Below are 26,014 nucleotides of genomic sequence, written 5' to 3' on the forward strand. Positions count from 1 at the left end.
TTCAGGCCCGACGGCGAACCACCTCCGGATTTTTGCGCACAGCGAGGAATTCCTTGACCCGCCGGCCGGGTGCCGGACCGCGCACCGGCTTGAAGCCGTCATCGAGTTCGCCGGAGAGATCGAGCGTCGGTCGCTTGCCGACGGCGTCGTAATTCTCTTCCAGCCAGTCGCTGGCGGCTGTGCGGCCGAGGTCTCTGAGATACGTCAGGAACGCCCATTCGGCATTGACCTTTGATGACGCCGACAGGTCCTTGAACGCCTCGTCGGCATCGATGCGGTGCATGCGGATGTCGCGATATTCGCCATGCGGCAGACGGCCGGCGGCGATCAGTTCCTTGACGAAGGCGATCGAGCGGAATTCTCGCAGCAGCCCGGCGTTGAAGGTGATCTCGTCGATGCGGTTCTGGATCTCGTTGGCGCTCCTTGGCGTTCCCTCCCGCACCACCGGATTGATCTGCACCAGGAGCACATCCTCGGTCGCCGCGGTCTTGAAGAACGGATAGAGCGCCGGGTTGCCGCCATAGCCGCCGTCCCAGTAGGGCACGCCCTTGATCTCGACGGCGCGGAACAATTGCGGCAGACAGGCCGAAGCCATCACCACGTCGAGGTCGATCTCGCCGTCGGAAAAAACGCGCAACTGTCCGGTCTCGACATTGGTCGCCGAGATGAACAGTTCCATCGACTTGCAGGCGCGGACATTGTCGAAATCGATCTCCTGCTCCACCACGTCGCGCAGCGGGTTAAGGCCGAGCGGATTGGCGACGTAGGGCGAGAACACCCGCGACATGGTGTCGAAGAAGACATAGCCAGGCGTATTCTCGATCGACCAGTTGCCCCAGGCGACATCCCACGGCATGCGCTGCACTGGGCTGAACCGGCCCTTGGCCGCCACCGCGCGCCAGAAATCCTCAAGTTTTTGCCGCGCTCCCTCGACACCGCCGCGCACATATCCGTCGGCCAGCGCCACCGCGTTCATGGCGCCGGCGCTGGTGCCGGACACTGCTGATATCTCCAGCCGTCCGTCCTCCAGCAGGCGGTCGAGCACACCCCAGGAAAAGGCCCCGTGCGAGCCGCCGCCCTGAAGCGCGATGTTGATCGTCTTCTTCGTCTCCTCCGCCTTGCCGTTTTTGGTCATGGCGTCGTCCTTGGTGCGTTTTGGGTAGATGAGAAGATTTCGCGCCTCACGCGGCGGTCCAGCCGCCATCTACCGAGAGATGCGTGCCGTTGATCTGCGCTGCCGCGTCCGAGCACAGGAACACCGCCGCTGCCGCGATCTGCTCTACCGTGACGAATTCCTTGGTCGGCTGCTTGTCCAGCATGACCTCACGGATGACGGTCTCGCGGTCCATCTGATGGGCTTTCATCTGATCGGGGATCTGCGCCTCGACCAGCGGCGTCAGCACATAGCCCGGGCAGATGGCATTGCAGGTGATTTTTTCGCGCGCCAGTTCGAGCGCGACGGTCTTCGTCAATCCCATGATGCCGTGCTTGGCCGAGACATAGGCCGACTTGAACGGCGACGCGACCAGGCCGTGTGCCGAGGCGATGTTGACGATCCGCCCGCCGCCGGCATTTTTCATCAGCGGAATGGCGGCTGCAATGGTGTGGAATGCCGACGACAGGTTGATGGCGATGATGGCGTCCCATTTCTCGATCGGGAACTCTTCCACCGGCGCGACATGCTGGATGCCGGCATTGTTGACCAGGATATCGACCGAACCGAATGTTTCGGCCGCCTTGGCGACAAGCGCCCGGCATTCCGCCGGTTTCGACATATCGGCCTTGATGTAGGCGGTCTTCACTCCATACTGTTTGGCAATCGCGTCGGCCATGGCGTGGTCGGCGGTCGTGTCGGAGAAAGAGTTGACGACGACGTTGCGGCCTTCGGCCGCCAGCGCCTGGGCGATGGCCAGGCCAATGCCCGATGTGGAGCCGGTGATGACTGCGGTTTTTCTGGCGGCCAAGGGCGGAATCCTCTGGTTACGGCAAGAATGCATCTATGTTGCAGTGCAGCATATATGCTCAATACGACGCAATAACAGCGGCCAGATTTGTGGGCGAGATGAAATTTTCGTCATAAGCGGCCACACGGCCGCTCACCAGGAGGATATCGTTTGGATCGCCGGTCGCTCGCCAGGCGCCGATAAGCCTCAGGCAGCCAGCTCCGGCACAGGCCCGACATAGCGCGACTGCGGGCGGATCAGCCGCCCGATCGTCTGCTGCTCGCGCGCATGCGCGATCCAGCCGGCGACGCGCCCGGTGGCAAAGACATTGCTGAAAGCTTGTGGCGGAAAGCCCGCCGCCTCCAGCAGCAGCGCGGTGTAGAACTCGACATTGGTCTGCAGCGAGCGCGACGGCTTGGCGATCCGCAGCACGTCGAGCGCTACCTGTTCCACTGTCTCCGCGAATGCCAGCCGGCGGCCGGTTTCGCCCTCGCCGCCGAGTTGCCGCACGACGGACTTCAGCACATCGGCGCGCGGATCGCGCACGCGGTAGATGCGGTGGCCGAAGCCCATGATGCGCCTGCCGTGCGCGATCTCGTCGCGAAGCCAGCCGGCGGCATCGCCATGCGCCTGGATCGCATCCAGCATCTCGATCACCGGACCGGGCGCCCCGCCATGCAGCGGCCCCTTGAGTGCGCCGAGCCCGGCCAGCACGGAGGATGTCAGGCCGGCCTGCGTCGAGGCCACCACGCGCGTCGCAAAGGTCGATGCGTTGAGGCCGTGGTCGCAGACGGTCACCAGATAGGTGTCGAGCGCCTTCGCCAGCGCCGGCGAGGCGACGCTGCCGTTCAGCATCCTCAACATGTCGGCGGCATGATCGGCCCGGCTGTCCGGCGCGATCGGCTCCTCGCCGCGCTGCAGGCGCAGCAGGGCCGGCGTCAGCACGGCGGGCGCTGCGATGAGCAGCAAGGCGTTCGTCGATGTGTCGCCGTCCGGCAGCAGCGCCATGCCGGCGCGCATGGCGCTGTAGACATCGAGCGACGCCAGCCGGGGCAACGAGGGTAAAAGCCGTTCGAACACCTCAGCACGTGCCTGGCCCAGCTCACCCGTCAGCTTCGCGTCGGCGGGAAGGTCGTCGAAGAAGCCGTCGAGCAGCAGGCGCATCACCTGAGCATAGTCCCAGCGGCCGGCCAGCTCGGGCAGCGAATGACCTCGGATCGTCAGCCGGCCGCCAAGACCATCCACATCGGAAAGCACGGTTTCCGCCGCCACCACGTCATCGAGCCCATTCGCCATAGCCTGTCTCCTTGAAGCATTTCCAGATCGGAGATAGAGATGGGCAACGTTTCCATCAATCTTGATCAATAGAATCAATATTGGGGTTCGATATGTCGGAGTGGTTGTCCAGAGAAGAAGCGCTGGAGAGGCTCAAGGTGCGGGCGCAGACGCTGTACGCCTATGTCAGCCGTGGGCGCATCGGCATGCGGCCCGACCGCGCCGATCCGCGCCGCAGCCAGTATCGTGCCGACGATATAGAAGCGCTGGCAACGCGGAGGGCGCGCGGACGGAGCCCATCAGCCATCGCTGAAAGCGCCATTGCCTGGGGCGAGCCCTCGATCGCAACGGCGATCTCGACCGTCTCGCACGGTCGGCTCATCTATCGCGGGCAGGACGCCGCGGTGCTCTCCGGGCACGCCACACTGGAAGAAGCCGCCGCCGTTCTCTGGGCTCTGCCGGAACCGGTGGCTTTCGAAGCACCATTGCCGGACGCACCCCATCAAGCTGGCCGGGCTGCGGCCTTTGCGCGACTTGCCGTGCTTGCCGGCCAGGGGCGCCCATCGCTTGGGCGCAGCGCCGCCTCGCTGCATGCCGACGCCGCGCACGCGGTCGGCGTGCTGGCCGCCGCGCTGGGCGCACCGGCGGGGCCGGATCCGGTCCATCAGCGGCTTGCGCAGGACTGGTCGGTGGATGCCGGCGGCGCAGATGCGATCCGCCGCGCGCTTGTCCTGCTTGCCGATCATGAGCTGAATGCATCGACCTTCGCCGCGCGCGTCGCAGCCTCCACCGGCGCGCCTCTGGCCGCTTGCCTGCTGGCGGGGCTCGCGACGCTGTCAGGCCCTCGCCATGGCGGCGCCGGCGAGGCGGTGATGCAACTGGCCGAGGATGCTGCGCGGCATGGCGCCGATGCGGCGATTCGGCGCTGGCTCAGCCATGACCGGCCGCTGCCGGGGTTCGGTCATCAGCTCTATCCCGACGGCGACCCCCGAGGGGCAGCGCTTCTGTCGGTGATCGAGGTTGACGGCACACTATCGTCGCTGCGCGACGCTGCCTTTGCGGCGACCGGCGCGCTTCCCAACATCGACTTTGGGCTGGCCGCGCTGACGCGCAGTCTTGGCTTGCGCGATACGCCGTTCCGCCTGTTTGCGCTCGCACGCAGCGTCGGCTGGGCAGCGCACACGGTCGAACAGATAACAGGCGGAGGCCTTATCCGGCCGCGCGGCCGCTACGAGGGAATACTGCCGTAAGATCGCGAGAGCGCCAGGCGCTCACGACATCGTGTCGAGTTTGCGCTGCATGGCCGCGATCTGGTCCTTCAGCTCCTGAAGGTCGTCGGGCTTGTCAGCCGTTTCCTTCCTGGCCGGCTCGGGCGTTGGCGCAGCCGCCGGCGTAGAGCCAGCGGGCGGGAACGGCGTGAACAGCCGCATCGCATTCTGGAACATTTCCATGTTGCGGCGTGTCTGTTCCTCCAGCGCCTTGATCGGCGTAGTGATCTTCATCATGTCGAGCGGCGACTTGCCGATCGCCCCCTTCATCTGCTCGCGAAAGCGCTCCTGCTCCTTGGAAAAGGCGAGCATCGACTGTTCGAGGAAGCTCGGCACGATCATCTGCATCTGGTCGCCGTAATAAGCGATGAGCTGGCGCAGGAACGGGATCGGCAGCATGTTTTGCCCGTCCTTGTTCTCCAGTTCGAAGATGATCTGGGTCAGCACCGGATGCGTGATGTCGTCGCCGGTCTTGGCGTCCTGGACGGTGAACTCCTCGCCCTTCTTGACCATCTCGGCGAGGTCCTCGAGCGTCACATAGGTGCTGGTGCCGGTGTTGTAGAGGCGGCGATTGGCGTATTTCTTGATGATGATCGGATCGTCTTTAGCGGCCATCTACATCCTCCCGGGGACACCGGCGCGCCTTTGAGCAAGCCGCCGATAACGATTGTGCCTTTTTTTTGAGGATATGCGCAAAAGCTTCACAATTCCAAGCAGTTTGTGCAGTGCGGGATCACTAAATGCTGCATAGCAGGCAAAATATGCTGCGCAGCAATGGACGAATGGCCGCCATGGCAAGGCACGACCTGCTTGCGGCGCATGGGCGCCCTGCCTATTTCCGGTTTGACTTGGGGTTGGGAAAGGGCAAGAAAAGTCCCTAACGACAGAACGACACCCTTGAAGTCTGGAGAAGAAAATGTCCGCTTCCATCGTCATTGCCAGCGCGGCGCGCACGCCGGTCGGCTCCTTCAACGGCGCCTTTGCCGCCACCCCGGCGCATGAGCTCGGTGCCGTTGTCATCAGGGAATTGCTGTCACGTGCCGGTGTCGAACCAGGCGAGGTCGACGAGGTCATCCTCGGCCAGGTGCTGACCGCCGCGCAAGGCCAGAACCCGGCCCGCCAGGCATCGATCAATGCTGGCTTGCCCAAGGAAACCACAGCCTGGGGCCTCAATCAGGTTTGCGGCTCGGGCCTGCGTGCCATTGCGCTCGGCATGCAGCAGATCGCCACCGGCGATGCCAAGGTCATCGTCGCCGGCGGCCAGGAATCGATGTCGCTTTCGACCCATGCCCAGCACCTGCGCGCCGGCGTCAAGATGGGCGACTTCAAGTTGATCGACACCATGATCAAGGACGGGCTGTGGGATGCCTTCAACGGTTATCACATGGGCAACACCGCCGAAAACGTGGCACGTCAGTTCCAGATCACCCGCGAAGACCAGGATCAGTTTGCGCTGGCTTCGCAGAACAAGGCCGAGGCCGCGCAAAAGGCCGGCAAGTTCAAGGACGAGATCGTCGCCGTCACACTCAAGGGCAAGAAGGGCGACACCATTGTCGACCAGGACGAATACATCCGCCATGGCGCCACGCTCGACGCCATGACCAAGCTGAAGCCGGCCTTTGACAAGGACGGCACGGTGACCGCCGCCAACGCCTCCGGCATCAATGACGGTGCCGCCGGCGCGCTGCTGATGAGCGAGGCGGAAGCGGTGAGGCGCGGCATCACCCCGCTGGCACGCATCGTGTCCTGGGCAACCGCCGGCGTCGATCCGCAGATCATGGGCACCGGCCCGATCCCAGCATCGCGCAAGGCCTTGGAAAAGGCCGGCTGGTCGGTCGGCGATCTCGACCTGGTCGAGGCCAACGAGGCCTTTGCCGCGCAGGCCTGCGCCGTCAACAAGGACATGGGCTGGGACCCCTCGATCGTCAACGTCAATGGCGGCGCCATCGCCATCGGCCACCCGATCGGTGCTTCCGGCGCCCGTGTCTTCAACACGCTGGTCTTCGAGATGCGCCGGCGCGGCGCCAAGAAGGGTCTCGCTACCCTGTGCATCGGCGGCGGCATGGGCGTCGCCATGTGTATCGAAGCACTCTGAAGAACTCACTAACCGGGCGGCGCGAGCCGCCCGTTCTGTATCCAGTGCCTGCCAAGCCCGACAACAGGGCGGTATCAAAAAAAGGGGAAATGCATGACCAAGGTAGCAATCGTCACAGGCGGATCGCGCGGCATCGGGGCGGCGATCTCGATCGCATTGAAGACCGTCGGCTATTCGGTTGCCGCGAACTACGCCGGCAATGACGCCGCAGCGGCGAAATTCAAGGCCGAGACCGGCATTCCGGTCTACAAATGGTCGGTCGCCGACTATGATTCCTGCGCGGCCGGCATCAAGCAGGTCGAGGCCGATCTCGGCCCGGTCTCGGTGCTGGTCAACAATGCCGGCATCACCCGCGACGCCATGTTCCACAAGATCACGCGCGAGCAGTGGAAAGAGGTCATCGACACCAACCTGTCCGGCGTCTTCAACATGACGCATCCGCTGTGGAGCGGCATGCGCGACCGCAAGTTCGGCCGCGTCATCACCATCTCGTCGATCAACGGCCAGAAAGGCCAGGCCGGCCAGGTCAACTATTCCGCCGCGAAGGCTGGCGACATCGGTTTCAGCAAAGCCCTCGCTCAAGAGGGAGCCCGCGCGGGCATCACCGTCAACGTCATCTGCCCTGGCTACATCGCCACCGAGATGGTCAAGGCGATCGACGAGAGGGTGCTCAACGACCGCATCATCCCGCAAATCCCCGTCGGTCGCCTCGGCGAACCGGAAGAGATCGCGCGCTGCGTAGTCTTCCTCGCATCCGAAGATGCCGGCTTCATCACCGGCTCGACCATCACGGCCAACGGTGGCCAATACTTCGCCTGACGACGTGGCGATGTAGGAGATCGACGGGCCGGCACACCGGCCCGTTTCCGGCACGGTCCCTTTGACGTGCTCGCGACCGTAGCTGACCCAATTCGGCACGCGAAGGTTAACAGCCGGCAGCAGCCCTGTGCAAAAGCTCCCTGGCAACCTGTGGATTCTCGGTGGATAAACTGTTCACAACACAAGATATTGAGGTGAACAAATCGGGAAAATTACGCCATCGCCGATTCGTCGCCGATTCGTTCCGGCTATGAGCTGAACGTTAACGACGACAGCCGGAATCGCCTGCCCAACTGCTTAACGCAGGTTAAGAAAGATCAACAATTTCATAATGTTGGTCGAGGCGCGCCAAGCCACCGTGATTGTTTCCAGGCAAAGGTTAACGGCAACGCCCTCTTAGCATCAAACGGGCCAGTTCAGCGATTCAGCATGTGGTGCGACTCGCGGTCGCGAAATCCACATGTAGCCGTGAACAAAAGCTGAATCTGCAGGAGTCACTGATTCGTCGCCGATTCGTTCCAGACTCGTTCTATCCGTTAATCCGCAGCCGATTGAAAGCTTGACAAAACCACCTTCTCGCCGCCGACGGAACATTCCGCTTTCGCTTCGCGCCCGAAATCCCTATGTGTCGCCTGTCATACGCGCCATTTGAGTCACGCTCCCGACAACCAGAGGCCAAGAAGCCTTATTTCCAGGTCCCAGAAGCCTTATTCTAGGTTGATGAACATCCAGCCCAAACACACCGAGCCGCTGATCCTGTCGGGCCGCGACGTGACCGCCGTGCTCGGGCCGACCAACACCGGCAAGACCCATCTCGCAATCGAGCGCATGGTGGCGCATGAGAGTGGTATCATCGGCCTGCCGCTCAGGCTGCTGGCGCGCGAGGTCTACGCCCGTGTCTGCGAAAAGGTCGGCGCCCACAAAGTGGCGCTGATCACCGGCGAGGAAAAGATCCAGCCGCCGGGCGCCAGATATTCGGTCTGCACTGTCGAGGCCATGCCGCGCGAGACCGACGCCGCCTTCGTCGCCATCGACGAAGTGCAGCTCGCCGGCGACCTCGAGCGTGGCCACATCTTCACCGACCGCATCCTGCATCTGCGCGGCCGCCAGGAAACGCTGCTGCTCGGTGCAGCCACCATGCATGGCATTCTGCAGCGCCTGCTGAGGGGTGTCTCGGTGGTGACGCGGCCGAGGCTGTCGCATCTTGCCTATGCCGGCTCCAAGAAGCTGACCCGCCTGCCGCGGCGCACGGCGATCGTCGCCTTCTCGGCCGACGAGGTCTACGCCATCGCCGAGCTGATCCGCCGCCAGCAGGGCGGTGCCGCCGTCGTGCTCGGCGCGCTCTCGCCGCGCACCCGCAACGCCCAGGTGGCGCTGTTCCAGTCCGGCGATGTCGATTATCTCATCGCCACCGATGCCATCGGCATGGGTCTCAACCTAGATCTCGACCACGTCGCCTTCGCCCAGAACCGCAAGTTCGACGGCTTCCAGTATCGCAACCTGACCGCGGCCGAGCTCGGCCAGATCGCCGGCCGCGCCGGCCGGCATCTGCGTGACGGTACGTTCGGTGTCACCGGCCAGGTCGACCCGCTGGACGAAGAGCTGATCAAGAAGATCGAAGGCCACGATTTCGATCCGGTGAAGGTGCTGCAGTGGCGCACCGCGCATTTCGACTTTGCCAGCCTCGACGCGCTGAAGCGCTCGATCGAGACCAACGCCCCCGTCGAGGGACTGACGCGGGCATTGCCTGCCGTCGATGCACAGGCGCTCGAGCATCTATCGCGCGACGAGGACATTCGCGCACTCACCACCAATGCCAAGCGCGTGGCGCTGCTGTGGGAAGCCTGCGCGCTGCCCGACTACCGCAGGATCGCGCCGGCGCAGCATGCCGACCTCATCGCTTCCATTTACACGGACCTCGCACGCTACGGCCATGTCGACGAGAATTACATGGCCGAGCAGGTGCGCCGCGCCGATACCACCGAGGGCGATATCGACACGCTGTCGCATCGCATTGCCCAGATCCGCACCTGGACATTCGTGTCGAACCGGCCCGGCTGGCTGGCCGATCAGGCACACTGGCAGGAAAAGACGCGCGAAATCGAAGACAGATTGTCGGATGCGCTGCATGAGCGGTTGACGAAACGCTTCGTAGACCGCAGGACTTCCGTCCTCATGCGGCGCCTTAGAGAAAATACCATGCCCGAAGCCGAAATTAGTCCTACCGGAACCGTCCTTGTCGAAGGCCACCATGTCGGCGAGTTGCAAGGGTTCCGCTTCACCGCCGACCAGACCGCCGGCGGCGAAGACGCCAAGGCGGTGCGCACCGCCGCCCAGAAGGCGCTGGCCGCCGAGTTCGAAGCGCGCGCCGAACGCTTCGGCGCCTCGGCCAATGGCGACATCGCGCTTGGCTCGGATGGTACGCTGCGCTGGATCGGCGCGCCGATCGGCACGCTGGTATCAGGCGAAGACGCGCTGAAGCCGCGCCTGGTGCTGCTGGCCGACGAACAGCTGACCGGCCCGGCGCGCGACAAGGTCGCCGCGCGTGCAGAGCGATTCGTCAATTTCCAGATCGAGTCGCTGCTGAAGCCGCTGGTCGACCTCAGGAACGCCGACCAGATTTCTGGCATCGGCCGCGGCATCGCCTTCCAGCTGGTCGAGAATTTCGGCCTCATCAACCGCCGCGACATCGCCGAGGAGATGAAGTCGCTCGACCAGGAAGGCCGCGCCGCCCTTCGCCGGCTTGGCGTGCGCTTCGGCGCCTACCATGTCTTCGTGCCGGCGCTGATCAAGCCGGCGCCTGCCGGGCTGGTGACATTGCTGTGGGCGCTGAAGAACGACGGCAAGGACAAGCCGGGCTTTGGCGACGTGGTCCATGCGCTCGCCTCGGGTCGCACCTCGGTGGTGATCGACCCTGCTTTCGACAAGACGTTCTACAAGCTTGCCGGCTACCGCAATCTCGGCCGTCGCGCCGTGCGCATCGACATACTGGAACGGCTGGCGGATCTGATCCGTCCGGCGACCAACTGGAAGCCCGGCCTCGGTCAGCGCCCGGACGGCGCCTATGACGGCCAGTCCTTCATGGTGACGCCGCCGATGATGTCGATCCTCGGCGCCACCGCCGACGACATGGAAGAAATCCTCAAGGGTCTCGGCTATCGTGCCGAGCCGAAGCCGGCCGTCGAGGTCAAGGCGCGGCTCGAAGCACAGGACAATGCCGCGCGCGAAGCGGCGGTGGCGAAGCTTGCGACGGAAGAAGCTGCACGAGCCGAGCAGGCCGAAGCGGCGGAAGCCGCGGCAACGGATGCCGCAGCAGAGGCAGCCGTCGAAGGGTCGGAGCCGGCATCGGACGCAGTTGCCGTTTCGGAAACCGCGGCCGAAATTCCCGCCGAAATCACCCCCGACGCCGCGGCTGAACCTGCTGCGCCTGCCGTGGAAGAACAGGCGGACGCTCCTGTCGAAACCGTGCAAGACGAAGCGCCTGTAGCCGAGGCTGCGCCCGACGTCGCCGAACCGGCGCCGATTGAACCGCAGGCAGAGACTGAGACTGCCGAGATCGAAGTTGCAGCGGCAGAAGAAGCCGCAACGGCCGAGTTGGTGTCAAATGCCGCGCCGGCAACGGACGCCGCGCCGGACGAACCTGTGGCGGTGACTGAAGCAGCCGCCGGCGAACCCGCTCCGGAAGCCGAAGCGCCAAAACCCATCCTGTTGTGGCGTCAGGGCCGGTTCGAACAGCGTCCGCGCAACCGCGACGACAACCGAAGGAACAATCGCCCACGCAACGGACAAGCGCGCGGTCGAAGCGATGCACCCGTGGATACCGCCGGCGCACCGGCCGTAGCTGCACCCGGAGAACGGCCTGCCCATGAAGGCCGGCGCGATGGAGCCGGCAAGCCGCGCTTCGACCGCTCGAAATTCAAACCCAAGCCGCAGGCCGAAGGCGAACAGCGGCGTGACGGCAGGCCGCAAGGCGAGCGTCCCGACCGCCGTGAGGGCCGTCCCGACTGGAAGGGTGGCAGGCCGGATGCCAAAGGTGGTCCGCAAGGCGGCAAGCCGGCCTTCCAGCCCAAGCCGCGCGAGGAGCGCCCGGTGCGCTTCGACCCGGATTCGCCCTTCGCCAAGCTCGCCGCATTGCGCGACCAGTTGAAGAAGTAGAACCCGGCTCGCTTCGATGGTTGCCGAAGGCCGCCAGCGCATCGACAAATGGCTGTTCTTCTCACGCGCCGTGAAATCGCGCTCGCTGGCGGCAAAACTGGTCGTCGCCGGCCGCGTTCGCATCAATCGCGACAAAGCAGCGCAGGCCTCCGATCAGGTCAAGCCAGGCGACGTCCTGACCATCACGCTCGAGCGCCGCATCTTCATCTGGAAGGTGCTCGGCGCCGGTACGCGGCGCGGCCCGGCCGAGGAGGCCCGTACGCTTTACGAGGACATGTCGCCACCGCCCGCACCGAAGGGCGAAGCCCCTCCCGATGCAATTCCGGGGCTGCGCGAGGCCGGCAGCGGCCGCCCGACCAAGAAGGAACGTCGCCAGACCGACCGATTGCTCGGCGAAGACTGATGCCTGGCGTCCAAAAACACGCAGCGGTTTTGGGACAACGGCACGCCTGAGGCGAGAACTGAGCCCGGCAAACAGACGCTCTGCGGGACATGACTGACTTCCGCCGGGCCTTCAGTCTGGAATTCCATTCCGGAAACACCGGCACCGTCCGCAATGGCTACCCTTGCAAGCGGTCGACAAAGGCGTTACCTGACGGAAAAAGCCCAACAAAATGGGACGTCCCGGAGCCGACCGATGACCTATGTCGTGACCGACAATTGCATCAAATGCAAATACATGGACTGCATCGAAGTCTGTCCGGTCGACTGTTTCTACGAAGGCGAGAACATGCTCGTCATCCATCCCGACGAGTGCATCGACTGCGGCGTTTGCGAGCCGGAATGCCCGGCCGACGCGATCAAGCCTGACACCGAACCCGGCCTCGACAAATGGCTGCAGGTCAACACCGAATACGCCGACAAATGGCCCAACATCACCGCCAAGAAGGAACCGCCGGCCGACGCCAAATCCTTCGACGGCGAGGCCGGCAAGTTCGAGAAATACTTCTCGGCAGAGCCCGGCGAAGGCGATTGACAACACGGCCGCAAAGGCCGGTATTACGCTGGGTAAGAGGCACGTCGCATTAACCGGCTTGACAGGCGGCGCTGGCCTGTGGCCTTCGCTTGTGCAGCAAAACCTTGATTCTTCCGACTTTTTGTGTTACATCAGCGAAACATGCCGGTGACACAACGTCGATTTATGGCGCAGACGCCCCAAATCACTGAAAGGTGAAAATCCCATTCGGACCAGAGCGATCTGGGCCAGGCGGTCGCAATGTCGCGTTTGCCGGTCCGGCTTTTCCGATGGGTTCATCTGTTGTGCGGCTAACGATCGGCTTCCCCGATCGCGCGAGTTCGGACCGGCAGGACGCCGGTGCCACAACAAGGAGTTCAGGGCGTAATGGCAACGATCACCCCGCAGAAGAAGTCCACCGCTGCGCGTCACGGTTTCAAGACCGGCGAATACATCGTCTACCCGGCGCACGGCGTCGGCCAGATCGTCTCGATCGACGAGCAGGAAGTTGCTGGACACAAGCTGGAACTGTTCGTCATCGACTTCTCGAAGGACAAGATGCGCCTGAAGGTTCCGGTTGCCAAGGCGACCTCCATCGGCATGCGCAAGCTGTCGGAAGAGGATTATGTCGAGCGCGCGCTGAAGGTCGTGCAGGGCCGCGCCCGCGTCAAGCGCACCATGTGGTCGCGCCGCGCCCAGGAATATGATGCGAAGATCAATTCGGGCGACCTGATCTCGATCTCGGAAGTCGTGCGCGACCTCTACCGCGCCGACAACCAGCCGGAGCAGTCCTATTCCGAGCGCCAGCTCTATGAGGCGGCGCTCGACCGCATGGCCCGCGAGATCGCGGCCGTCAACCGCATGTCGGAAACCGAAGCCGTGCGCTTGATCGAGGTCAACCTCAACAAGGGCCCTAAGCGTGGCGCCAAGGCCGACAATGAAGAGGCCGAGCAGGAAGAAGCTGCCTGATCCTTCTCGCCTTTGATTCGAGAGATCCTGCCTGAAACGATTGGAGGCTCCGGTTTGACCGGGGCCTCTTTTGCTTTCGGGCGGCGGCTTCGATGTTGATGATGTACTGCGCACCAGCGTGCTGCATCGCGGCTTGCTGGCGCGCTCCGGGCCGTCCAGCGCGCGTTTTCGGTTAACGTTTGTCCCCACTTGTCGCCTTGCCAGCAAAGCAGACCGCAGCAATGGTTTCGCGCAATTCCTCGTCGGCGATCGGCTTGTGCAGGATGCGGCTGCCGCTGGCGCTGATCTCCTTGAGGCGCGAAGGCGAGGTATCGCCGGTGATGATGATGGTCGGGACAACGCGGCCGATATGGGCGTGAAGCGCACGGATCGCGTCGGTGCCGGTGGTGTCATTCTCGAGACGGTAGTCTGCGATGATCAGGTCGACCGGCGCATCGCCGGCAGCCAGCGCCGCCGCATGGGCCTTCCGCGCCTCTCCGGCGGAGCGGCCGGGATAGACACGATGTCCCTCCAGGCCGAGCAAGCGCACCATGGCATCGAGAACATCGCCCTCGTCCTCGACCACGATGATGCCCGCGGTACTGCTGGCCGGCGATGTCGTGTCGACCGCTAAGCGAGCTTGCACCGCGCCGGCCTTCGCGACGGTGATGGAAAACAGGGAACCGCGTCCGGATGTCGAAGCCAATTTCAGGGGGTGCCGCAACAGTTCGGCGGTGCGGCGAACGATGGCGAGCCCGAGTCCCAGGCCTTGCGTGCGGTCCCGCGCCGGGTTCTGCAACTGCACGAACTCCTCGAAGACCATCCCCTGCTGATCGGCGGGGATGCCGGGGCCGATTGTCCAGGACCTGTATCTCCACACATGCGCCGCGCCGGCGACAGCCCAGCAGGACACCACCTTGCTTGGTGTAGCGAAAGGCATTCGACACCAGGTTGTTGAGAATGCGCTTCAGCATCATCGGGTCGCTGTCGACGTAGAGGCCGCTGTCGACCACGCGCCACCTAAGTCCGCGCTGTTTCGCCTCGGCGGCGAATTCATTGCGAAGATCACCAAAGAGGTCGCGCAGCGGCACCGCCTCGCTCGCGACCGTGACGATGCCCGCATCGAGCCGGGAGATATCGAGCAAAGCGTTGAGCAGCCCACTGAAGTTGCTGACAACCGATTTCGCTCGGCTGGCCAGCTCGCGCGCCTCGCCGGAGGGTACGTCGCCGCGCTGCCCCAAAACGGCAAGCGTCGAGACCAGCAGGCTCAGGGCATGGATCGGTTGGCGCAGATCGTGACTCGCCGCCGCCAGAAAACGCGTCTTGGCACGGTCGGCGGTCTGCGCCCTGTCGCGTTCCTCTTGCAGATGCTCGACCAGCGTTTCGTTCTCCAATCGCAGGCTGACGGTTTCGCGCAGCATGCGGTAGGTGATACGGCAGTAGTAGAAATTGATCGCCACCAGCGATGCGAGCAGGAACAGGAAGGCGCCGGAAATATCGCTTTGGGTGGTCAGGCAGCGAAGGGCGACCGGCACCACCGTTGCCAGGATGGAACCAACCAGCGCCGGCGGAAAGGCCGACAGAGACGGCACCGTGCCGCAGACGAGACCAGTCAGGACAATGACCGTGAAGGACAGCACGATCGGCGCCTCGGGCATGAAGCCGACCCAGCCAAGCACACCCCACAGAAGGCCCGACATGCAGGAAAACGCCGTAGCCAGCCATGCCCAGCGCAAGATCGAGTGGCGATCCCGGGCGCGTCCTACGGCGTGGTCATCTCCAACATCGTGATCTCGATGGCGGCGGTCTATGTGCTGAGAACGGCCGTTTCCATCAATTGGCTGATCGGCTGGCTAGCGGCGCTGTATCTGCTGACGGCTATCCGGGTGCTGGCGTCGCGCCGTTTTTTCAAATTGCGATACAGGAGTTCGATCAGGGCCTAGCGTATCTTGTCTTCCTGCATCGAAGCCCTCCAATTGCCCCAAGTATTCTCCGGGCGGTCTTCCCCGGTACCGTTGATCTACCGGCAACCTGTTTCGCATAGATTGGCGATCGATCCATATACGCCGCTGCAGTCCTGGATAGTGCCCTGATGAATCGCCCGCTCACCGCCATACTCGCCGACGACCATGCCATCGTGCGCGAGGGGCTGAAGCTGCTCATCTCGGCAATGGACAATGTCTCGGTCGTCGCCGAGGCTGCGGATGGCGAGGCGCTGCTTGGCCAGCTGCGAAGCACGCGCGCCGACCTTTTGATCCTCGACCTCGGCATGCCAGGTGTCGCCGGGATGCAGTTCATCGCCACCATCAGGACCTTGGCGCCACGCCTGCGGATCGTGGTGCTGACGGCCAATATCGAGCCGAGGACGGTGCGCGCCGCGCTCAGTGCCGGCGCCAACGCCTACCTGACCAAGGACGGCGATCCCGAGGAACTTGGCGCCGCCATCGAAGCGGTCAAGAACGGAGGCACCTATCTGGCGAAAACCGTTCGCTTCGCCGTCAGCGATATGGGCAGGGGCAGCGAGCCGATAGCCGCACAGGAAATCCTCTCCCCGGTGCCGCTGACGCGGCGCGAACGGCAGATCCTTCAACTGGTGGCGCAAGGCATGATCACGCGCGACATCGCCGAACGGTTGGGGATCAGCCTGCCGACCGCTCGCAAGCATCGCGAAAACCTGATGGGCAAGCTCAATCTCCACAACACCGCCGAACTGACCGCCTACGCGGTTCGTCTGGGATTGCCCGCCGGCTGACATCGCAGCCGCGACGATGGGCAACCCCGCAACGTCCCCTTAACCATCGGCAGATTAGCCAAGCCCGATCACGATCCAAATACGGCATCTGCCGTATGTTTTCGGCCTGACCCCCAGCCTACTCCTCCCACGGCTTGATCACATGGGAGGAGCCGTCATGCCGTCGCTGGATCTTTGGATTCCGTTCGCCCTCGCAACGCTCGCCTTCGCCTGCATGCCGGGGCCGGCGATTCTCTACATGACCGCGCAAACGCTGGCCCATGGCCGTCAGGCGGGATTGATGGCGGCACTGGGTGTTCATCTCGGCTGTTACGTGCACATCCTGGCCGCGGCGGTCGGGCTCGCCGCACTGATGGAACACGCGCCGGTCGCTTTCTCGATGATCCGATTGGCGGGCGCTATATATCTTATTTCGTTGGGCCTTGCCATGTTCCTGGGCTGGAACCGGATGGGCGAGGACGGTGCCAGGCCGGCGCCGAACACATTTCGCGACAGCATGGTCGTCGAGATCCTCAATCCCAAGACGGCACTGTTCTTCCTGACCTTCCTGCCGCAGTTCGTGGACCCGTCAGCCGCCATTGCCGTAGGGTTGCAATTCCTCATCCTCGGCATCGTCGTCAATCTCATCTTCTCGATGGCCGACCTGGCGGCGGTCGGCATCGCCTCGCTCGCCGTTGGCCGGTTCACTGGCGGCGGCGCCGGATGGGTGATCCCCAAGACATGCGGTTCGATCCTCATCGGACTTGGCGTGGCGCTCGTCAGCCATCATATCTGAACCTGCAAATGAAAAGCCGCGGCTGGGGCCATCACCCGAATTCAACACACTCTGGGCCGCGCGCTTACGCGCCGCCGCCTTCCTTCTCAGCCTCCTGCTTCAGCGTCGCAATGAAGCGCTTGGTCCGTTGCTGCTCCGGATTGTTGAACAGCACCGCGGCCGGTCCCTTCTCGACGACGAGACCGGCATCGAGGAACACCACTTCCTGGGCGATCTTGGAGGCGAGGCGCAGATCATGCGTCGCCATCACCATGGTCGTGCCTTCGCTGGCGAGCTTGCCAAGCACGTCGACCACCTCTTGCGCCAGTTCCGGGTCGAGCGCCGAAGTCGGCTCGTCGCAGAGCAGCACTTTCGGTGACGGCGCCAACGCGCGGGCGATCGCCACGCGCTGCTGCTGGCCGCCCGACAAGGTCGCTGGCCAAGCGTCGGCCTTGTGCGCCATCCCCACCTTCTCCAGCAAAGCCAGCGCCCGCTCGCGTGCCCTCTCAGGCGGCCATCTCAGCACCGTCACCAGCCCTTCCATGACATTCTCGATCGCGGTGCGATGCGGAAACAGTTGAAAATTCTGAAACACCATGCCGGTCTGCAGCCGCAGGCGCTGGATATCCCTGGCCGGAACCCTGCCGCCGGGGTGGAATTCGAGCGTCTCGTCGCCGATCCGCACCGTGCCCGAAGTTGGAATCTCCAGGAGGTTGATGCAGCGCAGCAGGGTGCTCTTCCCCCCGCCCGAAGGTCCGACCAGCGCCGTGACGCTGCCTTCGGCAATGGTGACTGTCACGCCCTTCAACACGAGATTGTCGCCGAAGCGCTTTTCGATGTTGCTGAGGCCGATCATGAGCGTGCCTCCAGGAAGCCGCCATAGCGGTTGAGCCGGATCTCCAGCCGCGTCTGCAAGGCCGACAGCACCGAACTCAGCGCCAGATAAAGGATCGCCGCCTCGACATAGAGGATCAGCGGCTCATAGGTGGTGGCGACGATGCGCTGCGCCGCCTGGAACATCTCCGGCACGGTGATGGCGGCGGCCAGCGACGTGTCCTTGACCAGCGAGATGAAGGTGTTGGAGAGCGGCGGCACCGCGACCCGGCCGGCTTGCGGCAGAATGGTGCGCCGCATCGCCTGGCCCCAGGTCATGCCGATCGAATAGGCGGCTTCCCACTGGCCTTTCGGCACCGAGCCTATGGCCGCGCGGATGATTTCCGACGTGTAGGCGCCGATGTTCAAGGTAAAGCCGATCAGCGCCGCCGTGAAGGCGTCGAGCAGGATCCCGACCGACGGCAGGCCGTAGAAGATGAGGAACAGCTGCACCAGGAGCGGCGTACCGCGGAAGATCCAGACATAGAAGCGCACCAGCGCGACCAGCGGCTTGGGGCCGAACAGCCGGGCGAGTGCAGCACCCAGGCCGACCGTCAAGCCGAGAGCAAAGGACAATAGCGTCAGCGGCACGGTGAAGATCAGCGCCGCCCACAGGAGCGAAGGCAGCGACTCCAGCATCAGTTGCAGCCAGTGCGGCACGTAAGACCCTCCAGATTGGTCGAAGCAGCTTGGTCAAAGCAAGAATGCGTCGGCCATATCACGACAAAAGCGGCGGGCCGTCAAAGACGGCTCGCCGCTCGATAGTCTCATGGGCGGCGGACCGGCCCGCCTCCCGGATTACTTCGAAACGTCCTGGCCGAAATAGGTGTCGGAGATCTTCTTGTAGGTGCCGTCGGCCTTGATATCGGCCAGCGCCTTGTTGATCGCGGCGACCAGCTCCGGGTCGCCCTTGCGCACGATGACGCCGGAATAGTCGGCGTTTTCCTCTTGCGCGGCGATCCTCACATTGGCGTCGGGCTTGTGCTTCTTGAAGTCGAGGAACGACAGACTGTCATTGATCGTGGCGTCGGCGCGGCCGGTCAGAAGCAGCTGGATCGACTGGTCGAAGCCATCGGTGCCGACCAGTTCGGCGCCGTTCGTTTCGGCCAGCTTGCCGAAATTCGAGGTCAGCGACTGCGCCGACTTCTTGCCCTTGAGATCGGCGAAGCTCTTGATGTCGGTGTTGTCGCCGCGCACGATCAGCACCGCCTTAGAGGCGATGTAGGGATCGGAGAAGTCGTACTTTGCCTTGCGGGCGTCGGTGATGCCGACCTGATTGATAACGGCATCGTAGCGATTGGCGTCGAGGCCGGCGATCAGTCCATCCCACTTGCCTTCGAGGAACTCGGCCTTGACGCCAAGCTTGTCGGCGATCGCCTTGGCGATTTCGACGTCGAAGCCGACCAGTGCACCGGACGTGTCATGGTAAGTGAACGGCGCATAGGTGCCTTCCGTGCCGACCTTGATGACACCGGCGTGCTTGATCTGGTCGAGATTGGCGCCGGCATGGCCTGCAGTGACAGCCAGGGCCTGCAGCGTTCCGGCGATGATGAGCGACTTGAGCCATTTCATTTTTCTGTGATCCCGTCCTTGGCCGGCTGGCCGGCATATTTGTGAGCGCTGGAAACTGACAGATGCAAGCAGAAAAAATAAGGAACAGAATTTCAAAAACAACCGGTTTATGAAACCTAATTCTCCAAATGGCACTTTCTGCTCGTCATCGCAGCCATCACGAACCGTCCTGGGAATCCTTCAGGCAACACAATCCCGCCGCCACGGTCGCGGAACCTTTCCCGCGCATGGCAGTTCTGGCTGTTGTAGGGCACGACGCCGCCATTTCAACCCGGGCGCCAGCCAAGTTTGCAAAGTCATCCGCACCACCCAGGGAGCGCCTCATGATGGAAGACACGGCAGGACGGATCATGGTCCGCGCGGCAATGAAGGCTCCCTACCTCGAGCGTGACGAAGAGCATCGGCTTGCATTGCTCTGGAAAGAGGACAACGACCAGAACGCGCTGCACAGCATCACCGTCGCCCATATGCGGCTGGTCATTTCCATGGCCTCCAAATTCCGCCATTACGGCCTGCCGCTCGGCGACCTGGTTCAGGAGGGTCATGTCGGACTGCTCGAGGCCGCCGCCCGCTTCGAGCCGGAGCGCGAGGTGCGGTTCTCGACCTATGCGACATGGTGGATTCGCGCCTCGATGCAGGACTATATCCTGCGCAACTGGTCTATCGTGCGTGGTGGCACCAGCTCGGCCCAGAAGGCGCTGTTCTTCAATTTGCGACGCCTGCGCGCGCGGTTGGCGAATGGCACGGAGCCGCTCTCCAACGCCACGCTCTATCGCGAGGTGTCGGAGGCGCTTGGCGTCTCCGAAGCCGATGTGGCGATGATGGATTCGCGGCTCTCGGCGCCCGACTCCTCGCTCAACATGCCTATTGCCGACGATGCGGGTTCGACCGAGCGCATGGATTTCCTGATTTCGGACGATCCGCTGCCCGACGAGATCGTCGGCGACAAGATCGATGTCGCGCGCCGCTCGCTCTGGCTGAGGGAGGCGCTTCGCGCGCTCAACGCACGGGAACTGAGGATCATCGAGGAACGGCGGCTGAACGACGAGGGCGCCACACTCGAAGCGCTCGGCGAAACGCTCGGCATCTCCAAGGAACGCGTCCGCCAGATCGAGGCCCGCGCCATGGAAAAGCTCAAGGTCGCATTGGTGAAGCAGAATCCGGAGTTCATGGCGACTGCCGCCTGAACGGCGGCAGGCGTCCAGCGGCGCCTACTTGTCGGTGACGATCTTGACCTTGTCGCCGGCCGAAACCGCGGCACCGGGCGACAGCGCATTGAGGACGCGGAACAGGTCGAGCTTGCGGTCGACGCCGACCATCTGCGCCGAAAGCGAACCCATCGTCTGCCCAGGCTGGACGGTGACGACGCGGATGTGCAGCGGCTTCAGCGCCGCCTTTTCGGCAGCGCTCAAAATCCGGAACGAGCCGCTGACCGAGCGGGCGATCGTGTCCAGCGACGTGCTGGCGGAAGGGGCCGCGGTCAGCAGCCGGTAGACCTGGCCGCCGGCGCGGATGACCGCAATGTCGAACTGCCAGCCTTCGGCGCCGGCATGCGCGGTCGCCGCCTCATTGCCGTTGATGGTTTCCTGCTTGACGCTGCTGTCGACGAGACCAGCCACCCAGCCGCTGCGGATATAGTCCGTCAGCGCCCGGTTCTTGTCGATGGAAACGCCATCGAAACGGATCGCTATGTCGCCGGGGCCGGTGGCCGTCACCGCTGCCGCCGAATTGTCGATGATGAAGCCGTCCGGCACCGTGAACGACACGCCGAGGCCCGGGTGCAGGAAGGTTTCGCCGCGCACATAGCCTTCCTCGGGTGTGTCGCCATAGAGCAGGCCGTCTATGCCGGCGAGGAAGGAATCGCGGTCGCGCGTGCCGACGCCCGGCGCGCCGAACTGGCGGGCATGGCGCTGCGCCAGATCGATGCGCTGCGGCGTGTTTGGGTGCGTGGCCAGGAAGTCCAGGCTGGCGTCGGTGGCGCCACTGATCGAGCGGAAATCGGTATAGGCCGACATCGATTGAAGGAAGCGGCCTGCGGCGAAAGGATCGTAGCCGGCCTCGCCGATCGATTTGATGCCGATGGCGTCGGCTTCCAGCTCCTGGTTGCGCGAAAATTGCGCCAGCCTCAGCTTGCCGCGGATCAACGCCGCCTTGGCGGTTGGGCTGTCGCCGAGCACGTCCGAAACCACCTTGGTGGCCAGGCCTTCCTCGGCTTCCAGTTGCTGGCGCTGCAGGCCGTGATTGGCGGTGACGTGGCCCATCTCATGCGCGATGACGGCGGCAAGCTCGGCCGAATCATTGGCCAGCGCCAGGAGGCCGCGGGTGATGTAGAGATAGCCGCCCGGCAGCGCGAAGGCGTTGACGTTGGGCGAATTTAAAATGGTGATGCGATAGGTCTGTGTCGGGTTGGCGGACACCACCGTCAAACTACCGACCACCTTGGCGACCATGCGTTCGAGCTTGGGGTCGGAATATTCACCGCCATAAGTCGCCAGGATGCGCGGGTGCTGCGCCTTGGCCAATTCGGCGAGCTTGTTGTTGGCGCCGACATTGTCCACCGTGATCGGCTTGTCGGAAGGCTGGAAGCCGGATTCCTGAACTTCCGGCGGCGTGAACATCTGGCAGCTTGCCAACGCCACGGCAAAACCGGCCAGCGCGAGAAAACGCGCCAGCGGTTTCATTCCCAATGTGTTAGCGCCGATCGCCAGAACGGCTTCCTTTCGGGTCCCGGCGCGTGACCACGAAAATCGGGGGCGATCTTCGGAACGTGTCATGCGCTATCTCAAACTGCTGCAGCATCCGTGCCCGTCCCTTAGGGCGGCGGCGGATACTGCAGGCAAATCACGGCCGGTGCCGGACCGGTAGGGCGGACCTAGCCACACTCCCCCGGTCATGGCAAGCAAACGCCACATCGCCTGGAGCCGGTTTGACCGTAAATTATGTCCGCTTCCGGGCAACATCGCGTGATGTGGAATATCCAGTACCCGCGCCGATATAGCGCCGGAACGCCTCCGGACCAGCCCCGGTAAAGAAATCATCAGCCTTGCCGGTTGCGGCCACCAACCCATTGTCGACAAACACCATGTGCTCGCCGATGCGGCGTGCATCCTCGGGCTGGTGGGTGACAAATAGCACCGTCATGGCGCGTTCGGCATGAACGGCAGCAACCAGATCCAGCATCTCGTCGCGCAAAGCGGGTCCGAGCGAAGCGAAGGGCTCGTCGAGCAGCAACACCGGTCGGTCGCGCACCAGCACGCGGGCCAGTGCGACGCGCTGGCGTTCGCCCCCGGAGAGCTCGCGCGGCAGGCGTTTCTCCTTGCCCGCGAGACCGGTGCGCGCAAGCGCCTCGGCGACCGCGACGCGGTCCGCCTCGGTCAGTCCCAGGGAGGGCGAGCGGCCGAGCCCGACATTCTGCTCGACGGAAAGATGCGCGAAGAGATTGTTCTCCTGGAACACCATCGACACCGGCCGCGCCGAGGCCGGCTCGGCGCTGACATCGGCCCCGCCGATCAGCACGCGGCCCGATTGTGGGGTCTCGAAGCCGGCGACCAGATTGAGCAGCGTCGACTTGCCCGAACCGCTCGGACCCATGATGGCGGTGATCTTCGCCGTGGCGAACTCGACGTCGAAGACAAGTGGCGCATCGCCATAGCTGCCATAACTGAACGACACATTGTCTAGCCGCACCGGCGCGCCCTTTTCGAGCCTGTTGGCCGCCCTCTCACGCATCGCGGACCTTCTCCCTTCCCAGCCAGTGCGCCGCCACGATCAACGCGAGACAGACGAAGCCGAGCAGCAGTGCCAGGCCGGCGGCATCCTCGGTGCGGTAGCTGCCCATCCGTGCCAGAAGAAGGTAAGGCAATGTCTGCACGGAATCACTGCCGAACAGGGCAATGACACCGAGATCGCCGAGCGACAGCGCCATGGCGAAAGCGAAGGCCGTGGCGAGCGGTCGCCGCAGCGACGGCCAGTCGACCAGCATCAGCCGGTTCCAGCCCGCAATGCCGAGCTGTGCGCAGAGCCGTTCGTGACGCTCGCTCGCCGCATCATAGGCGGGACGCACGGCGCGTAGGGCGAACGGCATCGCCATCACCGCATTGACGGTGACGACCATGACCGGGGCGATGGCGAAGGCATCGCCGACATGGCGCAGCAACAGGAACCAGCCAGCGCCGACGACGATCGGCGGCACGACAAGGACAAAACCGGCGCCTGTATCGGTGGCGCGTTCGAGCAGTGTCTTTGCGCCGGCACGGCGGTTCAGCGCCAGTGCCCGCCGCGCCATGGTCAGCACCAGCGACAGCATCACCGAAAGCAGCGCCGACAGGAAGGCGAGCGCTGCGCTGGTCAGCGTTGCCTGCCGGACGGTGGCCTCGCTGGCCAAACGGCCGAGGTCCGCACCCAACCCGGCCACCACGGTTGCCGCCATCGGCCCAACGACGAACAGCAGCGCCAGGATGATGACTAGCGCGTTCAACCAGGTCTCGCTCCGATTGACCGAGAGATAGCGGCGTTGCGCGACCGGCAAATTGGTGTCGCCGATCACATTGGCGCCTAGGCGCGTCAGGGCCAGCACAACGATAAAGGTCAAGGCGATCTGCAACAGCGTCAGTGTAACGGCCCGCGCGGGATCGAAATCGAAGCGCAGCGCCTGGTAGATGCCGACCTCAAGCGTCGTCGCGGCCGGCCCGCCGCCGAGCGTCAGCACGATGGTGAAGGATGTGATGCAGAGCATGAACACCAGCCCGGCGACGCCGGGCAGTGCGGCGCGCAGCGTTGGCCATTCGATCAGCCGGAACGCCGGCCGCGCCGCCATGCCGAGCTGGCTCGCCAACCGCCATTGGTCGGCCGGTATGGTCTGCAGCGCCTCGAGGAACAGCCGCGTCGCCAGCGGCAGGTTGAAGAAGACATGGGCGACGAGGATGCCGGACAGGCCATAGATGCCCGGCCAGCTTCCCCCGCCGATCACGGCAAGCACGCCGGCGAAATAGCCGGCACGGCCATAAAGCGCCAGGATGCCGAGTGCTGCGACAATAGCCGGCAGCGCCAACGGCACGGCGAAGATCTGCAGGATGAAGGCGCGAGCGAAGAAACGTGGGTGCCGCGACAGAGCGCGCGCCACGAACAGCGCCGGGATGACCGAAAGCAGCGTCGAGAGCGCCGCTTGCCAGAGCGTGAAGCGAATGACGCGAAGCAGATAGGGATCGAAGGTTGCCCAGGCGCCCGAGAAATCATGGGCGCCCTCGAAAAGCAGGCCAGCAAACGCGCCGCCGATCAGCAGCGCGATTGCAGCGAGCGCGAGGGTGCCAGCGGTGATGCGGGGGTCAGACGCGCGTTGCACGCTGGACCACCATTCTTTCCATCGCGGCAATTACAAAGGATTGCGTTCCTTGGCGCCCCCCTCTGTCCTGCCGGACATCTCCCCCTCCAGGGAGGAGATCGGCCGTCACCCATGCTTCCGCTAGTCTCCAACGTTGCCGGACTATAACCAGCAACGACGCTGCCAATCTCCCCCCTTGAGGGGGAGATTGCCGGCAGGCCAGAGGGGGGTGGAGTGGCGCGAACATCAAAAGAACTCGCAAGCCTACTTGCTCATCACCGCCAGCCATTCATCGACCCAAGCCTTGCGGTTGGCAGCGACCTCTTGCGGGCTGAACAGCAAGGTCTTGGTCGGCTTGACCAGTTTGTCGAAGGCCGGATTGAGCGGCTTGTCGGTCTTGCCGGCCGGGAACATCCAGTTGGTCTCGGGGATGGCATCCTGGAATTTCGGCCCGGTCATGAAGGCGATGAACTTGGCCGCCAGCGGGTTCTTGGCCCCCGCCGTGGTGATACCCGCGACTTCTATCTGCAAATACTCGCCCTCCTCGAACGACGCTGCCTGATAGCGCTCTGTCTTCTCGGCGACCATGTGGTAGGCCGGCGACGTCGTGTAGGACAGCACCATCGGCGCCTCGCCCTTGGTGAACAGCCCATAGGCCTCGCTCCAGCCCGGCGTCACGGTCAGCACTTTCGCCTTGAGCTTGGCCCAGGCCTCGGGCGCCTTGTCGCCATAGACTGACTTGACCCACAGAAGCAGACCGAGGCCCGGCGTGGAGGTGCGCGGATCCTGGATGACGATCTTGTCATCGGCACTGCCCTCGACCAGCTCTTTCAGGCTTTTCGGCGGGTTCTTCAGCTTCTCGGTGTCGTAGACGACGGCGAAATATCCGTAGTCAAAGGGGACAAAAGTATCGTCGCTCCAGCCACCCGGCACGTTGACATCAGTTACGCCGCCATGCGGCGCGAACAAGCCTGACGCCTTGGCATCGGTGGTGAGATTGGTGTCGAGGCCAAGCACGATATCGGCCTTGGTCGATGCGCCTTCCAATCTGACGCGGTTGAGCAGCGCGACGCCGTCGGCGACCGAGACGAACTCGACATCGCAGCCGCATTCGGCCTCGAACTCCTTCTTCACCACGGGACCCGGACCCCAGTCGGCGGTAAAGCTCTCATAGGTGTAGACGGTGAGTTTGTCCTTGGCCAAGGCCGGTCCGGACAGGACCACGGCCATTGCTGAGACTAGAGCGTATAAATGCGTGCGCATCGGCGCCTCCTTCGTTCGAATT

At 63.8% G+C, this 26,014-nt stretch carries 22 protein-coding genes and 1 pseudogene; 10 read left to right on the plus strand and 13 right to left on the minus strand.

Going from position 1 to position 26,014, the window contains the following annotated elements; genetic code table 11:
- Window position 1: 1 nt before the first annotated feature.
- From NKH95_RS09610 to NKH95_RS09620, 3 genes are all read right to left on the minus strand, one after another.
- Window positions 2–1,135, minus strand: coding sequence for a patatin-like phospholipase family protein (locus NKH95_RS09610; protein WP_031213140.1), 1,134 nt, complete (start codon window positions 1,133–1,135; stop codon window positions 2–4).
- A 46-nt stretch (window positions 1,136–1,181) separates the two neighbouring features.
- Window positions 1,182–1,997, minus strand: a complete 816-nt coding sequence (locus NKH95_RS09615; protein ID WP_031213135.1) for a 3-hydroxybutyrate dehydrogenase — start codon at window positions 1,995–1,997, stop codon at window positions 1,182–1,184.
- Window positions 1,998–2,150: 153 nt separating this feature from the next.
- Window positions 2,151–3,239, minus strand: a complete 1,089-nt coding sequence (locus NKH95_RS09620) for a citrate synthase/methylcitrate synthase (RefSeq protein ID WP_352611414.1) — start codon at window positions 3,237–3,239, stop codon at window positions 2,151–2,153.
- A 92-nt stretch (window positions 3,240–3,331) separates the two neighbouring features.
- On the opposite strand from NKH95_RS09620, the gene NKH95_RS09625 reads away from it, so the two are divergent.
- A complete protein-coding gene (locus tag NKH95_RS09625; RefSeq protein WP_352891411.1) occupies window positions 3,332–4,468 on the plus strand; it encodes a citrate/2-methylcitrate synthase in 1,137 nt (378 codons plus the stop codon).
- A gap of 21 nt (window positions 4,469–4,489) precedes the next feature.
- On the opposite strand, the gene phaR is transcribed toward NKH95_RS09625, so the two are convergent.
- On the minus strand, window positions 4,490–5,101 hold the full coding sequence (gene phaR, locus NKH95_RS09630; RefSeq protein WP_128305522.1) for a polyhydroxyalkanoate synthesis repressor PhaR: 612 nt from the start codon (window positions 5,099–5,101) through the stop codon (window positions 4,490–4,492).
- A 301-nt stretch (window positions 5,102–5,402) separates the two neighbouring features.
- On the opposite strand from phaR, the gene NKH95_RS09635 reads away from it, so the two are divergent.
- The 6 genes from NKH95_RS09635 to NKH95_RS09660 all read left to right on the plus strand — a co-directional run bounded on the left by NKH95_RS09635 (window position 5,403) and on the right by NKH95_RS09660 (window position 13,479).
- A complete protein-coding gene (locus tag NKH95_RS09635) occupies window positions 5,403–6,581 on the plus strand; it encodes an acetyl-CoA C-acetyltransferase (protein ID WP_128305521.1) in 1,179 nt (392 codons plus the stop codon).
- Between the two features lie 93 nt (window positions 6,582–6,674).
- Window positions 6,675–7,400: an acetoacetyl-CoA reductase gene (gene phbB / locus NKH95_RS09640; RefSeq protein ID WP_023814310.1), complete on the plus strand. Its 726-nt coding sequence runs from the start codon at window positions 6,675–6,677 to the stop codon at window positions 7,398–7,400.
- A gap of 720 nt (window positions 7,401–8,120) precedes the next feature.
- Window positions 8,121–11,555: a helicase-related protein gene (locus NKH95_RS09645; RefSeq protein ID WP_352891412.1), complete on the plus strand. Its 3,435-nt coding sequence runs from the start codon at window positions 8,121–8,123 to the stop codon at window positions 11,553–11,555.
- Between the two features lie 16 nt (window positions 11,556–11,571).
- Entirely contained in the window at window positions 11,572–11,958 is a 387-nt protein-coding gene (locus tag NKH95_RS09650) for an RNA-binding S4 domain-containing protein (RefSeq protein ID WP_127297242.1), read from the plus strand.
- Between the two features lie 234 nt (window positions 11,959–12,192).
- Window positions 12,193–12,531, plus strand: coding sequence for a ferredoxin FdxA (gene fdxA / locus NKH95_RS09655; RefSeq protein ID WP_023699302.1), 339 nt, complete (start codon window positions 12,193–12,195; stop codon window positions 12,529–12,531).
- A 366-nt stretch (window positions 12,532–12,897) separates the two neighbouring features.
- Window positions 12,898–13,479, plus strand: coding sequence for a CarD family transcriptional regulator (locus NKH95_RS09660; protein ID WP_013529179.1), 582 nt, complete (start codon window positions 12,898–12,900; stop codon window positions 13,477–13,479).
- A 172-nt stretch (window positions 13,480–13,651) separates the two neighbouring features.
- Here NKH95_RS09660 and NKH95_RS09665 read toward each other — a convergent pair whose 3' ends face one another.
- Window positions 13,652–14,398, minus strand: coding sequence for an ATP-binding response regulator (locus tag NKH95_RS09665; protein ID WP_352441037.1), 747 nt, complete (start codon window positions 14,396–14,398; stop codon window positions 13,652–13,654).
- A gap of 235 nt (window positions 14,399–14,633) precedes the next feature.
- A pseudogene (locus NKH95_RS09670) lies at window positions 14,634–15,158 on the minus strand (histidine kinase dimerization/phospho-acceptor domain-containing protein); the annotation flags it as partial.
- 392 nt (window positions 15,159–15,550) lie between these two features.
- Here NKH95_RS09670 and NKH95_RS09675 point away from each other — a divergent pair.
- Both NKH95_RS09675 and NKH95_RS09680 read left to right on the plus strand, forming a co-directional pair.
- Window positions 15,551–16,210: a response regulator gene (locus NKH95_RS09675; protein ID WP_128305518.1), complete on the plus strand. Its 660-nt coding sequence runs from the start codon at window positions 15,551–15,553 to the stop codon at window positions 16,208–16,210.
- Between the two features lie 157 nt (window positions 16,211–16,367).
- Window positions 16,368–16,985 (plus strand): LysE family translocator, encoded by a 618-nt coding sequence (locus NKH95_RS09680; RefSeq protein WP_352611411.1) that lies wholly within the window; start codon window positions 16,368–16,370, stop codon window positions 16,983–16,985.
- A 64-nt stretch (window positions 16,986–17,049) separates the two neighbouring features.
- Here the strand turns inward: NKH95_RS09680 and NKH95_RS09685 are convergent, their stop codons facing one another.
- From NKH95_RS09685 to NKH95_RS09695, 3 genes are all read right to left on the minus strand, one after another.
- Entirely contained in the window at window positions 17,050–17,820 is a 771-nt protein-coding gene (locus NKH95_RS09685) for an amino acid ABC transporter ATP-binding protein (RefSeq protein WP_352722468.1), read from the minus strand.
- Window positions 17,817–18,497: an amino acid ABC transporter permease gene (locus NKH95_RS09690; protein WP_031213968.1), complete on the minus strand. Its 681-nt coding sequence runs from the start codon at window positions 18,495–18,497 to the stop codon at window positions 17,817–17,819. Before NKH95_RS09690 ends, NKH95_RS09685 begins: the two co-directional genes overlap by 4 nt.
- Window positions 18,498–18,635: 138 nt before the next feature.
- Window positions 18,636–19,409: an amino acid ABC transporter substrate-binding protein gene (locus tag NKH95_RS09695; RefSeq protein WP_128305517.1), complete on the minus strand. Its 774-nt coding sequence runs from the start codon at window positions 19,407–19,409 to the stop codon at window positions 18,636–18,638.
- A gap of 323 nt (window positions 19,410–19,732) precedes the next feature.
- On the opposite strand from NKH95_RS09695, the gene NKH95_RS09700 reads away from it, so the two are divergent.
- Entirely contained in the window at window positions 19,733–20,596 is an 864-nt protein-coding gene (locus tag NKH95_RS09700; RefSeq protein WP_023814301.1) for an RNA polymerase factor sigma-32, read from the plus strand.
- 24 nt (window positions 20,597–20,620) lie between these two features.
- Here the strand turns inward: NKH95_RS09700 and NKH95_RS09705 are convergent, their stop codons facing one another.
- The 4 genes from NKH95_RS09705 to thiB form a co-directional block, all read right to left on the minus strand.
- A complete protein-coding gene (locus tag NKH95_RS09705; protein ID WP_127267258.1) occupies window positions 20,621–22,090 on the minus strand; it encodes a M48 family metalloprotease in 1,470 nt (489 codons plus the stop codon).
- A 256-nt stretch (window positions 22,091–22,346) separates the two neighbouring features.
- Entirely contained in the window at window positions 22,347–23,138 is a 792-nt protein-coding gene (gene thiQ / locus NKH95_RS09710) for a thiamine ABC transporter ATP-binding protein (protein WP_352555454.1), read from the minus strand.
- Window positions 23,131–24,750: a thiamine/thiamine pyrophosphate ABC transporter permease gene (thiP, locus tag NKH95_RS09715; protein WP_352891413.1), complete on the minus strand. Its 1,620-nt coding sequence runs from the start codon at window positions 24,748–24,750 to the stop codon at window positions 23,131–23,133. The genes thiQ and thiP overlap by 8 nt, the downstream gene beginning before the upstream one ends.
- Window positions 24,751–24,993: 243 nt before the next feature.
- The gene (thiB, locus tag NKH95_RS09720; protein ID WP_352798137.1) at window positions 24,994–25,992 is read right to left on the minus strand and encodes a thiamine ABC transporter substrate binding subunit; all 999 of its coding nucleotides are present in this window, start codon (window positions 25,990–25,992) and stop codon (window positions 24,994–24,996) included.
- Between the last annotated feature and the right edge of the window lie 22 nt (window positions 25,993–26,014).

The sequence above is a fragment of the Mesorhizobium sp. M0848 genome (genome assembly GCF_040319805.1).
Taxonomy (GTDB): Bacteria; Pseudomonadota; Alphaproteobacteria; order Rhizobiales; family Rhizobiaceae; genus Mesorhizobium.

What these genes read in the sequence shown, in the direction of transcription:
- NKH95_RS09615 (WP_031213135.1), bottom strand. Translation starts at nt 1,997, where the DNA reads ATGCATTCTTGCCGTAACCAGAGGATTCCGCCCTTGGCCGCCAGAAAA.
- NKH95_RS09625 (WP_352891411.1), top strand. Translation starts at nt 3,332, where the DNA reads ATGTCGGAGTGGTTGTCCAGAGAAGAAGCGCTGGAGAGGCTCAAGGTG.
- NKH95_RS09675 (WP_128305518.1), top strand. Translation starts at nt 15,551, where the DNA reads ATGAATCGCCCGCTCACCGCCATACTCGCCGACGACCATGCCATCGTG.
- fdxA (WP_023699302.1), top strand. Translation starts at nt 12,193, where the DNA reads ATGACCTATGTCGTGACCGACAATTGCATCAAATGCAAATACATGGAC.
- NKH95_RS09650 (WP_127297242.1), top strand. Translation starts at nt 11,572, where the DNA reads ATGGTTGCCGAAGGCCGCCAGCGCATCGACAAATGGCTGTTCTTCTCA.
- NKH95_RS09680 (WP_352611411.1), top strand. Translation starts at nt 16,368, where the DNA reads ATGCCGTCGCTGGATCTTTGGATTCCGTTCGCCCTCGCAACGCTCGCC.
- NKH95_RS09645 (WP_352891412.1), top strand. Translation starts at nt 8,121, where the DNA reads ATGAACATCCAGCCCAAACACACCGAGCCGCTGATCCTGTCGGGCCGC.
- NKH95_RS09620 (WP_352611414.1), bottom strand. Translation starts at nt 3,239, where the DNA reads ATGGCGAATGGGCTCGATGACGTGGTGGCGGCGGAAACCGTGCTTTCC.
- phaR (WP_128305522.1), bottom strand. Translation starts at nt 5,101, where the DNA reads ATGGCCGCTAAAGACGATCCGATCATCATCAAGAAATACGCCAATCGC.
- NKH95_RS09685 (WP_352722468.1), bottom strand. Translation starts at nt 17,820, where the DNA reads ATGATCGGCCTCAGCAACATCGAAAAGCGCTTCGGCGACAATCTCGTG.
- NKH95_RS09695 (WP_128305517.1), bottom strand. Translation starts at nt 19,409, where the DNA reads ATGAAATGGCTCAAGTCGCTCATCATCGCCGGAACGCTGCAGGCCCTG.
- NKH95_RS09610 (WP_031213140.1), bottom strand. Translation starts at nt 1,135, where the DNA reads ATGACCAAAAACGGCAAGGCGGAGGAGACGAAGAAGACGATCAACATC.
- NKH95_RS09635 (WP_128305521.1), top strand. Translation starts at nt 5,403, where the DNA reads ATGTCCGCTTCCATCGTCATTGCCAGCGCGGCGCGCACGCCGGTCGGC.
- NKH95_RS09665 (WP_352441037.1), bottom strand. Translation starts at nt 14,398, where the DNA reads ATGCCTTTCGCTACACCAAGCAAGGTGGTGTCCTGCTGGGCTGTCGCC.
- phbB (WP_023814310.1), top strand. Translation starts at nt 6,675, where the DNA reads ATGACCAAGGTAGCAATCGTCACAGGCGGATCGCGCGGCATCGGGGCG.
- thiB (WP_352798137.1), bottom strand. Translation starts at nt 25,992, where the DNA reads ATGCGCACGCATTTATACGCTCTAGTCTCAGCAATGGCCGTGGTCCTG.
- NKH95_RS09660 (WP_013529179.1), top strand. Translation starts at nt 12,898, where the DNA reads ATGGCAACGATCACCCCGCAGAAGAAGTCCACCGCTGCGCGTCACGGT.
- NKH95_RS09705 (WP_127267258.1), bottom strand. Translation starts at nt 22,090, where the DNA reads ATGAAACCGCTGGCGCGTTTTCTCGCGCTGGCCGGTTTTGCCGTGGCG.
- NKH95_RS09700 (WP_023814301.1), top strand. Translation starts at nt 19,733, where the DNA reads ATGATGGAAGACACGGCAGGACGGATCATGGTCCGCGCGGCAATGAAG.
- thiQ (WP_352555454.1), bottom strand. Translation starts at nt 23,138, where the DNA reads ATGCGTGAGAGGGCGGCCAACAGGCTCGAAAAGGGCGCGCCGGTGCGG.